Source organism: Streptomyces sp. NPDC020362 (assembly GCF_040642095.1).
Lineage (GTDB): Bacteria > Actinomycetota > Actinomycetes > Streptomycetales > Streptomycetaceae > Streptomyces.
Genome location: NZ_JBFAET010000098.1, coordinates 20,159 through 34,290, shown reverse-complemented (window position 1 = coordinate 34,290; position 14,132 = coordinate 20,159). Strand labels below are relative to the sequence as shown.

The 14,132-nt window shown below is 70.1% G+C and carries 12 protein-coding genes; 9 read left to right on the top strand and 3 right to left on the bottom strand.

Annotated features, from left to right (window positions below):
- Positions 1-2: 2 nt before the first annotated feature.
- Positions 3-458: a hypothetical protein gene (locus AB0H32_RS28835; protein ID WP_361126071.1), complete on the bottom strand. Its 456-nt coding sequence runs from the start codon at positions 456-458 to the stop codon at positions 3-5.
- Positions 459-756: 298 nt separating this feature from the next.
- Between AB0H32_RS28835 and AB0H32_RS28830 the strand changes: the two genes are divergently transcribed.
- Entirely contained in the window at positions 757-1,458 is a 702-nt protein-coding gene (locus tag AB0H32_RS28830; RefSeq protein ID WP_361126068.1) for an SDR family oxidoreductase, read from the top strand.
- Between the two features lie 13 nt (positions 1,459-1,471).
- Here AB0H32_RS28830 and AB0H32_RS28825 read toward each other — a convergent pair whose 3' ends face one another.
- Positions 1,472-2,164, bottom strand: a complete 693-nt coding sequence (locus AB0H32_RS28825) for a glycoside hydrolase family 75 protein (protein ID WP_361126065.1) — start codon at positions 2,162-2,164, stop codon at positions 1,472-1,474.
- Positions 2,165-2,332: 168 nt separating this feature from the next.
- Between AB0H32_RS28825 and AB0H32_RS28820 the strand changes: the two genes are divergently transcribed.
- Positions 2,333-2,944, top strand: a complete 612-nt coding sequence (locus AB0H32_RS28820) for a hypothetical protein (protein WP_361126062.1) — start codon at positions 2,333-2,335, stop codon at positions 2,942-2,944.
- A gap of 202 nt (positions 2,945-3,146) precedes the next feature.
- Here AB0H32_RS28820 and AB0H32_RS28815 read toward each other — a convergent pair whose 3' ends face one another.
- Positions 3,147-3,983 carry an aldo/keto reductase gene (locus tag AB0H32_RS28815; protein WP_361126059.1) on the bottom strand — a complete coding sequence of 279 codons (837 nt, stop codon included), beginning with the start codon at positions 3,981-3,983 and terminating at the stop codon, positions 3,147-3,149.
- A 307-nt stretch (positions 3,984-4,290) separates the two neighbouring features.
- On the opposite strand from AB0H32_RS28815, the gene pqqA reads away from it, so the two are divergent.
- From pqqA to AB0H32_RS28780, 7 genes are all read left to right on the top strand, one after another.
- Positions 4,291-4,458 carry a pyrroloquinoline quinone precursor peptide PqqA gene (gene pqqA, locus AB0H32_RS28810; RefSeq protein WP_361126056.1) on the top strand — a complete coding sequence of 56 codons (168 nt, stop codon included), beginning with the start codon at positions 4,291-4,293 and terminating at the stop codon, positions 4,456-4,458.
- A complete protein-coding gene (pqqC, locus tag AB0H32_RS28805) occupies positions 4,455-5,192 on the top strand; it encodes a pyrroloquinoline-quinone synthase PqqC (RefSeq protein ID WP_361126053.1) in 738 nt (245 codons plus the stop codon). The genes pqqA and pqqC overlap by 4 nt, the downstream gene beginning before the upstream one ends.
- A 227-nt stretch (positions 5,193-5,419) precedes the next feature.
- A complete protein-coding gene (gene pqqD / locus AB0H32_RS28800) occupies positions 5,420-5,644 on the top strand; it encodes a pyrroloquinoline quinone biosynthesis peptide chaperone PqqD (RefSeq protein ID WP_361126050.1) in 225 nt (74 codons plus the stop codon).
- Positions 5,641-6,726, top strand: coding sequence for a pyrroloquinoline quinone biosynthesis protein PqqE (gene pqqE, locus AB0H32_RS28795; RefSeq protein WP_361126047.1), 1,086 nt, complete (start codon positions 5,641-5,643; stop codon positions 6,724-6,726). The genes pqqD and pqqE overlap by 4 nt, the downstream gene beginning before the upstream one ends.
- A complete protein-coding gene (locus AB0H32_RS28790; RefSeq protein WP_361126044.1) occupies positions 6,723-7,913 on the top strand; it encodes a glycoside hydrolase family 88 protein in 1,191 nt (396 codons plus the stop codon). Before pqqE ends, AB0H32_RS28790 begins: the two co-directional genes overlap by 4 nt.
- Before the next feature lie 4 nt (positions 7,914-7,917).
- The gene (locus tag AB0H32_RS28785; protein ID WP_361126041.1) at positions 7,918-8,706 is read left to right on the top strand and encodes a heparin lyase I family protein; all 789 of its coding nucleotides are present in this window, start codon (positions 7,918-7,920) and stop codon (positions 8,704-8,706) included.
- A gap of 11 nt (positions 8,707-8,717) precedes the next feature.
- On the top strand, positions 8,718-14,132 hold the full coding sequence (locus tag AB0H32_RS28780) for a glycosyl hydrolase family 28 protein (protein WP_361126038.1): 5,415 nt from the start codon (positions 8,718-8,720) through the stop codon (positions 14,130-14,132).

The following is a 14,132-nucleotide window of genomic DNA, read 5'->3' as shown; positions in this document are numbered from 1 at the left end:
GTTCAGCACCGCCCCGGCCGTGCATACACGCTCACCCGGGCTCCTCGGACCCTCCGGGTCCCGCACTCCTCGAAGGACGCGGCGAGGACCTGCCGTTTCACCGTCTCCCGCGGATCCGGGCGCAGCGGCTGTCCCGCCGGATCGCGCAGGACGACGACCCGGCGTGCGGCGAGCAGCCGGGCGCGGATGACGGAGGGCCCGGCCTCCGTGCCGTACAGCTTGCCGGAGGGGGCGGGAGCGCGGTCCAGGGCGAGGCCGCGCAGCCCGCGCACGGAATCCGGGTCGGCCAGCGACCACACGCGTCGGCGGCCGGGCAGGTACGGCACTCCGTCGGCGCCCCGGCCGGCCGCGCGGACGGCGGCGGCGACGGCCGTGACGTCGTCCAGGCGGCCGGCCGGGGTGCGCAGGTCCGGGGTGACAGGCAGCAGCGCGGCCGGCGCGGCGCCCGCGGCCAGCACCGCGCCTCCGCCGCCTGCCGACCGGCTCCTGGACCGACATCGGCGGAGCGTTCGGGCCGCGCGGCCGCACCTACCTGCTGCGGCGCGAGACGCCGGGCGGCCGGGCGGCGCTGGAACTGTGGGACGTACGCGGGCAACGCCGTGTGTTGCGCTACGACCGCGGGGACCGCTACGGCCCGCTGCGGCGACCGCTACCTCCCCTCGGTGCCGTACCGCCGTACCTGCGACGGCACTTGACTTGGAGCGCTCTCGAAGTGATGGACTGCGCGCCGTTCACCGATTCACACAGGGGGAAACCATGAACGACTCACCGGTCGCGCTCATCACCGGCGGCGGCAGCGGCATCGGTGCCGCGGTCGCCCGGCAGCTGCTGGACGCCGGGTACCGGGTCACCGTCACCGGGCGCGGGGAGCGCAGGCTGCGGGAGTTCGCCGACAGTCTGGGCAATCCCGGCGAACTGATGACGGTCGCCGGCAGCGCGGCGGCATTCGAGGACGTGCAGGATGCGGTCGACCGCACGCTGAAGGCGTACGGCCGACTGGACACCGTCGTCGCCAACGCCGGCTTCGCCACCCACGACACGGTGGCCGACGGCGACCCGGCCGGCTGGACCGAGATGGTCCTCACCAATGTCCTCGGCCCGGCCCTGCTGATCCGCGCCTCCGTCGACGCCCTGAAGGAGACCCGTGGCCGGATCGTCCTCGTCGGCAGCGTCGCCGGTTTCGTGAACACGCCCGGCAACCTCTACGGCGCCACCAAGTGGGCGGTCACCGGACTCGCCGAGAACACCCGCCGCCAGGTCACGGAGTTCGGCATCGGTGTCACGCTGGTCGCTCCCGGCCGGGTGGAGACCCCGTTCTGGGACAGCACCGGCAGTCTGCCCCCGGGGCACCTGCTGACGGCCGAGCAGATCGCCGAATCGGTGGTCTGGGCGATCCGGCAGCCGGCCGGTGTCGACGTCAACACCGTGGTCGTACGTCCGCTGGGTCAGCCCAACTGACGTATGTCCGGCCTCAGTTGTTGGCTATGAACTGCTTGGCCAGCTGATCCCCGAGGGAGACTGCCGCGCTGTGGCTCTCGATGGGGGAGACCTTGGAGTTCTTGAACAGGATGTAGGTCACGCCGGAGTCGGCCCCGCCCGTGGCCGGGTCGGGGTCGATGCCGAGCGCCTTGGCGGTGGCGTACGAGGCCTCACCGATGATCTTCGTGGGGCCGGTGTCGCCGACGACGGCGTACTCGACCTTGTTGTTGTAGATGACGGCGACGACACCGCCGCCCTTGATGCCGGCGCCGGAGTAGTTCCAGATGCTGCTGGAACTGGGCACCACCACGTACGGCAGCGACTCGGCCTTCAGGGGCTTGCCGTCCGACTGGTGGAAGGCGGTGTCGTCCTGGTACCAGGGGTCGCGGTTCTCGTTGCAGTTGGTGGTGCGCTGGCCGTCGCAGTCGATGTCCATGTCGGCCTTCCAGAACACCGCGCCGTTCTTGCCGCACACGGGGACCGTGGCCGAGGTCTCGTCGTCGGTCTTGTACTTGCCGTTGGAGATCTGCGAGCAGGACGTCACCTTGGCGAGCAGATCGGCCGCGCTGACCGAGCCCTCCTGGGCCGAAGCGGGGGCGTTGGCCGAGGCGTTGGCGGGGAGCAGTCCGGCCGCGAGGAGGGCGGCACCGGAGGCCGCGGCGAGGGTCAGGGTTCGAAGGCGCACTGTGGGGGGCCCTTCTGTTAGGAAAGTTTCCTTACTGAGTGTCGTACAAGGTGGCCCCGTCCGCATGTCCTCGTCAACCCCTCGGGTGGAAGTCGAGCGCGTTAGGCCGTTTGGGGTGGTTTGCCCAGAGGGAAAGACTGGTCATGTCGAGCTGGGAGGTGACGTGCCATGTTCGTGCGCAGCATCTATGTGACCGGCGATCCCACGAAGATCGACACAGCCGTCCGGGCGCTGAACAGTGAAGGGCGGGATCTGCTCGAAGAACGCCCGGGCTACCGCGGAGCCGGGGTCTTCGTGGACCGGGAGCTCGGCAAGCTGCTGGGCGTGAGCTGGTGGGACTCTCCGCAGGCGCGGCACAACAGCGACGAGGTCATGAGCGAGCACAGACCGGCGCTGCTGGATCCGTTCGCGGGCACGCTCGCCGTGGAGAACTTCGAGGCGACGGTGGTCCACCCGGTCCAGGCGCCGCGGGTGGGCGGCGGGCTGCGTCTGACCCGGGTGGAGTTCGACCCCGCGGACGCCGACCTGATCGCCGACACCTTCCGCTCGATCGTGATCCCGCGACTGGAGACCCTGCACGGGCTGTCCAGCGCCACCCTGCTGGTCGACCGGGAGCGCGGCACGGGCCGGGCCGTCGTCCTCTTCGTCGACCGCGCCTCGATGGTCGCGTCCCGGGCCGGTCAGGCGGCAGCCCGGCACGAGGGCGCACCCAAGGCCCGCGTGAACGTCACCGGCCTGGAGGAGTTCGAGGTCGTCCACTCGGAGGTGCGCCTCAACTGACCTCGCATGCAAGGAAGTTCGGGAACGGCCGCCCGCGACGCCCGGATGGCGGGGCGGACGGCCCGTGCCGCGCGAGCGCGGGCCCGGGACGAAGTCCGTGGCCGGGGCTTAAGTCCGTGGCCCGGGCTGGAGATCGGGTGCTCCTGGCCCCGGGCCGAAGGCTGTGCGGTCCTCGGCCCGGGGTGGAAAAGCCGTACCGGCGTCAGCCCACCTCGAAGGTGGCCGGGTCGGGGCCGATCCGCCGGTCCTCGTTCAGGGCGCTGATCGCCGCGAGGTCCTCGTCGTCCAGGCTGAAGTCGAACACCTCGATGTTCTCCCTGATCCGCGACGGCGTCACGGACTTCGGGATCACGACGTTCCCCAGCTGGAGGTGCCAGCGCAGGACGATCTGTGCCGGGGTGCGCTGGTGCTTCTGTGCGATGGCGACGATGGCCGGCACCTCCAGCAGGCCCTTGCCCTGACCGAGCGGCGACCAGGCCTCGGTGGCGATGCCCTGTTCCGCATGGAGCGCGCGGGCCTCGCGCTGCTGCAGGTGCGGGTGCAGCTCGATCTGGTTGACCGCCGGGACGACCGAGGTCTCGGCGATGAGCCGCCGCAGGTGCCCGGGAAGGAAGTTGGACACACCGATCGCCTTCACGCGGCCGTCGGTGTAGAGCTTCTCGAGCGCCTTGTAGGTGTCGATGTACGTGTCCCGGGACGGCAGCGGCCAGTGGATCAGATACAGGTCCACGTAGTCGAGGCCCAGCTTTGCCAGTGACGCGTCGAACGCGCGGAGCGTGGCCTCGTACCCCTGGTCGCTGTTCCAGAGCTTGGTGGTGACGAAGACGTCCTCGCGGGGCAGGCCGGAGGCGGTGATGGCCTTGCCGGTGCCCTCTTCGTTGCCGTAGATCGCCGCTGTGTCGATGCTGCGGTACCCGGCCTCCAGGGCAGTGGCGACGGCCTGCTCGGCCTCGTCGTCCGGCACCTGCCACACGCCGTAGCCCAGCTGGGGCATCTCGACGCCGTTGTTGAGGATGATCGGGGGGACCTGGCTGCTCACGAGCTTGTTGATCCTTCGGTTGTCGACAGGTGGTGCTCCCATGGTCAACGATCACGGGCCAGGATGCATTCCTGACCGCGCAATCCGCACCAACTGACTGGCCAGTCAGTTCCAGGGGCCTCAGATTGGCCGGAAATGCATCCGACGTTATGGGTCCGGACCATTGACCGCGGGCTGTCCTGCCGGGACTCTGTATCGCGCCACCGGACGCGCTGATGAACCCGGTGCATGCATGTGAACGGCCTCTGGCCATGGCCGTTGTCTGCCCTCTGAGAACCCCCACCCTCAGGAAAGCGGGTACGCACACATGAACAACGCCCTGCTGCCGATCTCCCCCACGGACCGCCCCGGTCCGGAGACATCGGATGAAAAGGCCTGGCAAAGCCCTGGATATCAGGTCGTGGAAACCGCACTGGAGGTGACCGCCTACGCGCTCGCCGACCGTCGGCGGCCCGAGCCGCCCCCGGCCTCATGACGTCGGCGCCCCCGCGCACCGACGAGACCGCCGCCTGGCCGGCCGGCGAGTTCACCGAGCGGCTGCGCGCCGTCACCGCCGTCCGCTACCACGACCGGCACCCCTTCAACCTCCGTATGCACCGTGGCGAACTGACCCCCGCCGAGGTGCGCCGCTGGATCGTCGCCCGCTTCCACTACCAGCGGCACATCCCCGTCAAGGACGCGCTCATCCTTGCGGGCCTGGACGGGCCCGGCGAGCGCCGCACCTGGCTGCGCCGCATCCGGGACCACGACGGCACGGCCGAGGGCGGCCCCGGCGGGGAGGGCGGCATCGAACGCTGGCTGCGGCTCGGCGAGGCGGCCGGCCTCGGTCGCGAGGAGCTGTGGGACGTCTCCCGGGTGCCGCCCGGGGTCCGGTTCGCGGTGGAGGCCTACGTCACCTTCTGCCGGCAGCGCCCCGCGCTGGAGGCCGTCGCCGCCTCCCTGACCGAGCTGTCCGCCCCTGACCTGATGCGCACCCGCATCGCCGCCTTCGAGCGCCACTACCCGTGGATCGACCCGGCCGGACTCGCCTACTTCCGAACCCGCGTCACCCAGGGCGCCCGCGACGGAGCGGAGGCCCTCGCCCTGGTCCTCGCCCGGGCCCGCACCCGCGAGCAGCAGGAACGGGCGGTGGCCGCGCTCACCTTCAAGTGCGAGGTGCTGTGGGCGCTGCTGGACGCGGTGGACACCAAGCCCGGGAGCGGACCATGACGCCCCGGCCTCCCGCCCCCACCGGGGGCGTGACAGCCGGGAGGTCCGCACCCGCCCCGGGCGGGACAGCCAGGTCACCTGCCCCAGGTGAGAGGGCGGCGGCCGGGGAGTCCGCCCCTGTCCCGGGCGGGCCGGCCCGGCCTGCCGGCCCCACCCCGGGTGCTCCGCCCGGCCGTCCCGCCACCACCCCGGGCGGGTCCGTCTGGCGTCCCGCTCTCGCCCGGGGCGTGGTGCTGCGGCACGACCGGGTGCGGGACGCGGATCTGTTGCTGCTGCCCGAGCGCGTGGTCGTCCTGCACGGACGCGCGGGCAGCGTGCTCGGGCTGTGCGACGGCAGCCGGGCCACGGACGACATCGTCGCCGAGCTGTCCGCGGGCTTCCCCGGCGCACCGGTGGCGCGTGAGGTCCCGGACTTCCTCGGCCGGCTGCGCGGGGAGGGCTGGCTGACATGACGCCCGAACCCCCATGGGCCCTGCTCGCCGAACTCACCCACGCCTGCCCGCTGCGCTGCGGATACTGCTCCAACCCGGTCGAACTGACCCGCCGTTCGGCGGAGTTGACCACCGCCCAGTGGGCCGGGGTGTTCCGGCAGGCGGGTGCGCTCGGAGTCGTCCAGACCCACCTGTCCGGCGGCGAGCCGCTGGTGCGCCGCGACCTGCCCGACCTGGTGGCGGCCGCCGACACGGCGGGCCTGTACACCCAGCTCGTCACCAGCGGGGTGGGCCTCGGCGAGCGCAGGCTGGCCGGTCTGGTCGCGGCCGGGCTGCGCAGTGTGCAGCTCTCCGTGCAGCACGCGGACCCGGATGCCGCCGAACGGATCGCGGGCGTACGGTCGTTCGCGGCGAAGGAACGCGCCGCCCGGCTGGTCCGCGAGGCCGGCCTGCCCCTCGGGCTCAACGCGGTCCTGCACCGCGGCAACCTGGACGACGTCGACGCACTGATCCGGCTCGCCGTGGACTGGGGCGCGGACCGGATCGAGCTGGCCCACACCCAGTACCACGGCTGGGCGCTGCGCAACCGCGCGTCCCTGCTGCCCGCACCCGCCCAGGTCGAGCGGGCGCGCACCACCGTCGCCCGCTGGCGTGAACGGCTCGGCGGCACTCCGGAGCTGGTGTGGGTCGCCGCCGATCTGCTGGATGCCACGGCGAAGCCCTGCATGGGCGGCTGGGGCCGCGTCTCGCTCACCGTGGCCCCCGACGGCACGGTCCTGCCCTGCCCGGCCGCCGCCGGTCTGCCGGGCCTCGATCCGCCGAACGTCCGGGAGCGCCGACTGGACTGGATCTGGCGGGAGTCGGCGGCCTTCAACGCCTTCCGGGGCGAAGCCTGGATGCCCGAGCCCTGCCGCGGCTGCGCCCTGCGCACCACCGACCACGGCGGCTGCCGCTGCCAGGCGTACGCCCTCACCGGTGATCCGGCCCGCACCGATCCCGCGTGCCGGCACGCCCCTGACCACCACCTCGTACGCGACCTCGTGGCCGGGCCCAGGCGGCTCGCGTACGCCTACCGACAAGCCCGGCCAGAGGGAGGACCATGAGACGCCGACGCCTGAGGGCGGCCCTGACGGCACTCGCGCTCACCACCGCCGGCCTGGCCGCGCTCCCCGCGGCCGTACCCCCGGCCGTCGCGGCACCCGTCGCGGCCCGGCCCCGGCCCGCCCCCGCCACCGACTGGTCCAAGGCCGTGATCGACTCGACCATGGCCCGCTACACGCCGACGGGCATCGGCGGCTGGTCGTACCCGGTCGGCCTCTACCTCTACGGCCAGTACCTCACCTACCGGCGCACCCACGACGCGCGCTACCTCACCTATCTCAGGAGCTATGTCGACCGCTTCGTGAAGAGCGACGGCTCCATCGACCAGTCGTTCAACAACCTGGACAGCATGCAGGCCGGCCGCCTTCTGGTGATCCTGCACCACGAGACCGGCCAGGACCGCTACCGCAGGGCGGCGAAGAAGATCCGCGACCGCCTCGCCACCTACCCCCGTACCGGCGACGGCGGCTTCTGGCACGCCGACAACAGCAGCCGCGCCCACCAGCTGTGGGCGGACGGCGTCTACATGGTGAACCCGTTCCTCGTCGAGTACGGCAGGGAGTTCGGCGACAGCGCGTCCGCGGACGACGAGGCGGCGAGGCAACTCGCCGTCTACGGCGGCCATCTCCAGGTCGCGAACGGCCTGTTGAAACACGCCTACGACGAGTCGAGGACCGCGAGCTGGGCCGACCCGCAGACCGGCCTGGCCCCGGAGCACTGGTGCCGCGCGGACGGCTGGTACGCGATGGCGATCGTCGACGTGCTCGACGCGATCCCGGCGGACCATCCCCGCCGCGGCCAACTCCTCGGCATCTTCCGGCGCTTGGCCGCGGCCCTGGAGAAGTACCAGGACCCGGCCACCGGCCGCTGGTTCCAGGTCATGGACAAGGGGACGAGGAGTGACGACTGGACCGAGACGTCCTGCTCCAGCATGTTCACCTACGCACTGTCGCGCGGTGTCCGGCAGGGCTATCTCGACCCGCACTACGAGTCCGTCGCCCGGCGCGGTTACGAGGGCGTGCTGGCGAAGATCTCGCTCGGCGCGGACGGCCGGACGAACCTCGCCGACATCTCGGTCGGCACGAACGTCGGCGACTACGCGTACTACGCCGCCCGCACCCGGGCCACCAACGACTTCCACGGCCTGGGCGCCTTCCTGATCATGAACGAGCAACTGCGAGGAGGTTAGTGTCATGAGCACGACTAGAAGGAGGTTGTTCGGTGCCGCGCTGGGCGGCGCGGCCGGGGCCGCCGTCGGCCTGCCGGCCGCGCCCGCGGCCCGCGCCGCGTCCTGGCGGCTCAAGTGGTCCCCGTCCGCGAGCGGTGACGGACTCGGTGCCTTCGAGACCGTCGAGGACGACCGCGCCCACTCGCACCCCGCGGGACACCCGCACATCCACACCACCGGCGACAACTGGCGCTTCGACATGCACACCGTCGACCGCGACACCTCGACCGACCGCCAGCGGCAGGAGGTCACCGGCCTGCGCACGAGCGGCAGCAGCTACCTCGAGTGGACCCAGGGCCAGACCTGGCGGATCACGTACTCGATGTACATCCCCTCCTCCCTGAAGGCGACCACCACCTTCACGCACATCATGCAGATGAAGCAGCCCGGCAACGGCACTTCGCCGATCGTCGTCCAGTCCCTGCGGCGCGTGAACGGAAGGCAGACCGTCGAGCTCAGGCTCGCGATCGACGACATCCTCGTCGGCCGCACCGACCTGGAGCCGCTGCACGGCAAATGGACCGACGTCGACTTCCAGATCAAGGTCGGCAACGGCTCGGCGGGCTCCGTCCGCTGGATCCTCAAGAGCGGCTCGACCACGGTCGTCGACAGGACCAGGACCGGCGTCGACACCTTCCTCGCCGACCGCGTGCGCCCGAAATGGGGCATCTACCGCTCCCTGGGAGACACCTCCGGCTCCCTGCAGAACACGTACCTGCTGCTCACCGGCCTCCGCGGCTACCAACTCGTCTGAGGAACAGCCCTATGCGACCCCCCAACCCCCACGGGAGAGGTGCGGCGGCGATCGTCCTGTGCGTCCTCGCCGTCGTCCTCGGACTCACCCACCCCTCGGCCCTCGCGGCCCCGCAGCCCAGGCCCGGCCCGGCCGCCGTCCTCGACGTCCGCGACTACGGCGCCAAGGGCGACGGCTCCGCCAACGACACCCCCGCCATCGACAAGGCCGTCACCGCGGCGAACGCGGCCGGCGGCGGCACGGTCCGCTTCCCGGCCGGCACCTACCGGTCCAAGAACACCATCCACATGAAGAGCAACGTGACGCTCCAAGTCGACAAGGGCGCCACGATCCAGGGCTCCTCCGCGGACACCTACGACAAGCCCGAGCCCAACCCGTACGACGCCTACCAGGACTACGGGCACAGCCACTTCCGCGACGCGATGATCTACGGCGACAGGCTGACGAACATCGGCTTCGTGGGCGGCGGGGTCATCGACGGCGCGGGCGGCCTGATCACCGGCAACCCGAAGCCCGGCGAGGCAGACAAGATCATCTCGCTGACCCGCTGCGACGGGCTGCGCCTCGGCGACGGCCTCACCCTGCGCCGCGGCGGCCACTTCGCCGCGCTCGTCAACGGCTGCAGGAACGTCGTCTCCGACCACCTCACCATCGACACCGCGAGCGACCGCGACGGCTGGAACATCATCTCCACCACGGACGTCACGGTCACCGACGCGAACATCAAGGCCAATGACGACGCCCTCGTCTTCAAGAGCGACTACGCGCTCGGCGCCAAGCTGCCCAACGGCCATGTCCGGGTGAACGACTCGGTCCTGTCGGCGAAGTGCTGCAACGCCCTGATGTTCGGCTCCGAGACCTGCGGGGACTTCTCCGACTACCGGTTCGAGAACATCCGCATCGAGGGCGCCGACAAGTCCGGCCTCGGCATGGTGTCCATGGACGGCGCGAAGATCTCCGACGTCCACTACCGCAACATCACCATGACGAACGTCCACTCCCCGATCATGGAGAAGATCGGCACCCGGAAACGCTGCGGCAACCATCCCGGCGTCGGGTCGATCAGCGACATCACCTACGACCACATCACCGCCACCGGCAACAGCCCCTCCTTCAGCCCGACCCTGTGGGGCGAGAGCGGCCACCGGATCAGCGGGATCACCTTCACCGACGTCGACATCACCGTCCCGGGCGGCAACGGCACCATGCCCACCGGAGTACCGGCCGACGACCCCAAGGACTACAACCCGAAGAGCATCGGCACCCGGCCGGCCTACGGGTGGTACCTGCACAACGCCGACGACATAGGGTTCACCGACAGTTCGGTCAGGTTCGCCGCGAACGACGGACGGCCCGCGGTGATCGCCAACGCGGCGAGCGACATCCGCTTCACCCGCTTCACGGCCCAGCGGGGCAGCTCCGCACCCCACGACGCCGGCTTCCAGGACGTCAGCGGCTACTGCCTGACGGACAGTCGTACCACCTCCGGCGGCGCCCTGCGCGTCTCGTCCGCAGGCTCCACCGAGAACTGTTCAACGGCGGTCGGGCCGAGCGATGAGCAGAACCCGCGCCAGGACTTCCTGCGCAACTCCGTCGGCGGCCTCTTCCTGCACTGGGGCCTGCGCACCGCACCCGCCCACACCAGCTGCACCGCCTGGGAGAAGGACGTCACCGACGGCGGCTGGACACCGGACTACTGGGTGGACCAAGCCCGCAGACTGCACACGCAGTACCTGGTCCTGGCGACCTTCCACAGCCGCCTGGGCTACGCACGCCCCTGGCCCTCGAGGATCCCCGGATCCTGCTCCACCAAGCGTGACTTCCTCGGTGAGCTGATCAGTGCGGCGAAGGCCAAGGGCATGAAGGTCGTCCTCTACATGACCGACGACCCCCAGTGGCACGACGAGGGCGGCCACGAGTGGCTCGACTCGGCGGCCTACTCCGCCTACAAGGGCAAGAACGTCGACCTGACCACCCTCGACGGCTTCGGGCAGTTCAGCTACGACAACTTCTTCGAGGTCATGGACCGCTATCCCGACCTCGGCGGCTTCTGGATCGACAACGACAACGCGTACTGGGAGAGCCACAACCTCTACCAGCAGATCTACCAGAAGCGCCCCAACTACACGCTCAGCAACAACAACGAAGACACGCCGATCATGGACATGATCAGCAATGAGCAGAAGACGGGGATGACGCCCGCCTACGACTACCCACAGGCGGTCTACACGGCCCAACCCCGCCTGACCGAGGCCGACTTCAAACTGCCGTCGACCGGTGCCTGGTGGTACGACGGCTCGGACCCGTCCGTCGACAGGAGGCTCACCCTCGGCCGCCTGATCACGAACGCGGGTTCCTCGGTGAAGGCTCTGATGGCGGAGACCGCCCAGGTCAACGGCCGGTTCCCGGCGAACCAGGCATCCTTCAACACCTTCGCCGATTCCTATCTCGCCCCCATCTGGGAGTCCCTGCACGGCACCGAGGGCGGCGGCTACATGTACGGCGGCCTCAAGCCCGGCTTCTGGAACGACGGCGCACACGGCGTCACGACGGTCAGCAAGACCGACGCCAACCTCCAGTACGTCCACGTCCTGACCCCACCGAGCACCGGCACCCTGCGCATCCGCGACAACGGCTACCGCATCGCCTCCGTCACCAACCTCCGTACGGGCAAAGCGGTTTCGTGGTCGCAGTCGGGCGGTGTGCTGACGCTGACCGGCCTCGGCGACTGGGACCCGTACGACACCGTCTTCAAGGTCACCACGGCCGGCCGCCAGGGCATCCTCGCCGGCGTCAGGGTCACGGCGAGCGCCTCGGCGAGCGGACACGTGGGCGGGGCGACCGGCGACGGCGACTACCTCACCTACTGGGACAACAACAAGACGCTGCCCGTGAACCTCACCTTCGACCTGGGCTCGGCGAAGAAGGTCCAGTACATCGGGCTCAACCAGCGCGAGGACTCCGTCGCCTACGCCCGCTCGGCCACCGAGCAGTCGGCGCGGATCAAGGACTACAAGGTCTATCTGAGCAACGACGGCTCGACCTGGGGGAGTGCGGTCAAGGCCGGGCAGCTCCCAAGTCGCCGCGGAATACAGGGCATTGACCTCACCGCGGCCGACGCCCGCTTCGTCCGCCTGGAGGTCGACACCACCTGGGCCGCCTCCAGCGACACCAGCCGCTACAAGCGGTTGCGGATCGACGAGGCGTGGATCGGCACGTCGTACGCCACACCGGCGGCCCTCGCCCCGAAGTCGGACAACGGGCAGTCGCTGCGTCCCGCGATGGGCTGGAGCAGCTGGAGCTTCGTGCGCCGCCGGCCGACCGAGGCGAAGATCAGGGCACAGGCCGACGCGCTGGCGTCGAGCGGGCTCAAGGACCACGGGTTCGTGTACGTCAACCTCGACGACTTCTGGCAGAAGTGCGACTCCAACGGATTCGTCGTCGACTCCTACGGCCGCTGGACCGTCGACGCCGCCAAGTTCCCCGGCGGCATCAAGGCCCTCGCCGACTACGTCCACTCCAAGGGCCTGAAGTTCGGCTTCTACGTGACACCCGGCATCGCCAAGAACGCCGTCACCAGGAACACCCCGATCGAGGGCACCTCGTACCACGCGAAGGACATCGCGGACACCTCGAAGACCGAGAAGAACTACAACTGCAAGAAGATGTACTACATCGACTACTCCAAGCCGGGCGCGCAGGAGTTCGTGAACTCGTGGGCGAAGCAGTTCGCCTCGTGGGGAGTCGACTACCTGAAGATCGACGGAGTGGGCAGCCAGGACATCGCCGACGTGCAGGCCTGGGACAAGGCGCTGCGCGCGAGCGGACGGCCGATCAACTTCGCGCTCTCCAACAACCTTCCGATCGCCGACGCCGCCAACTGGCCCAAGCTCGCGAACAGTTGGCGCACCCAGGGTGACGTCGAGTGCTACTGCGGCCCTGGCCCCAACGGCAGCGGCTATCCGCTCACCGACTGGTCCCATGTCACCAAGCGGTTCGACTCGGCCGCCTCCTGGCAGCAGTACGCGGGACCCGGCGGCTGGAACGACCTGGACTCCCTGGAGGTCGGCAACGGCGACCAGGCGGGCCTCACCGCCGACCAGCGGCGCTCCCACTTCACCCTGTGGGCGATGGCCGCCTCGCCCCTGCTGCTCGGCACCGACCTCACCCAACTCGACTCCGTCGACAACGCGATGCTCACCAACGACCGGCTGATCGGCGTCGACCAGGACGGCGTGGCCGCGAAACGGATCGTGAACAGCGGTGTCAAGCAGGTCTGGAGCAAACGCGAGAGCAGCGGCGACTACGTGGTCGCGCTGTTCAACACCGGCACCTCCGGCAACTCCACGGTGAGCGTGAACTGGTCGCAGGTCGGCTTCACCGGCTCCGGCGACGTCACCGACCTGTGGTCCGGCTCCCACAAGGGCACGGTCGCCGACACCTACGGCGCGACCCTGCGCCCGGGGGAGACTCGGCTGATCAGGGTCACGCCCGTCGACTCCCTCAAGGAGGCCAACTCCGCTCAGCAGACGGCCGCTTCGCCCGGCATGGCCGTCGCCCCCTACGAATACCTCGGCTGGGGCAGCCCGCAGAACCCCGCCTCCGTCATGTCCGCGACCGGCGTCAAGTGGTTCACCCTCGCCTTCGTCCTCTCCGACGGCACCTGCAACCCGAAGTGGGACGGTTCACGTCCGCTGACCGGCGGCAGCGACCAGTCCGCGATCAACTCGATCAGATCCGCCGGCGGTGACGTCGTCGTCTCCGTCGGCGGCTGGAGCGGGGCGAAGCTCGGCGAGAAGTGCTCCAGCGCCGCCAAGCTCGCCGGCGCCTACCAGAAGGTGATCGACGCCTACAGGCTGAAGGCGCTCGACATCGACATCGAGAACACCGAGTGGTCCAACGCCACCGTGCGCCAGCGGGTCGTCGACGCGCTGAAGACCGTCAAGGCGAACAACCCCGGCCTCAAGACGATCATCACCTTCGGCACGACGACCGGCGGACCCGACTCCACCGGCGTCGACATGATCAAGCGGGCCGCCAACTCCGGGCTGGCGAACGACGTCTGGTGCATCATGCCGTTCGACTTCGGCGGCGGCACCACCACCATGGGCACGCTCACCACCCAGGCCATGGAAGGCCTCAAGGCCCGGGTCAAGTCGGCGTACGGCTACAGCGACGCCACCGCCTACGCCCACATCGGACTGTCGTCGATGAACGGAAAGACCGACGACTCCGGCGAACGCGTCCGCGTCGCCGACTTCAGGACCATGCTCGCCTACGCCCGGCAGCACCACATCGGGCGCCTCACCTACTGGTCCGTCAACCGCGACCGCCCCTGCGGCTCGGGCACCGACGGCGATGCCTGCAGCGGCGTCTCGCAGCAGCCCTACGACTACCTCAAGGTCTTCACCCAGTACACGGGTTGA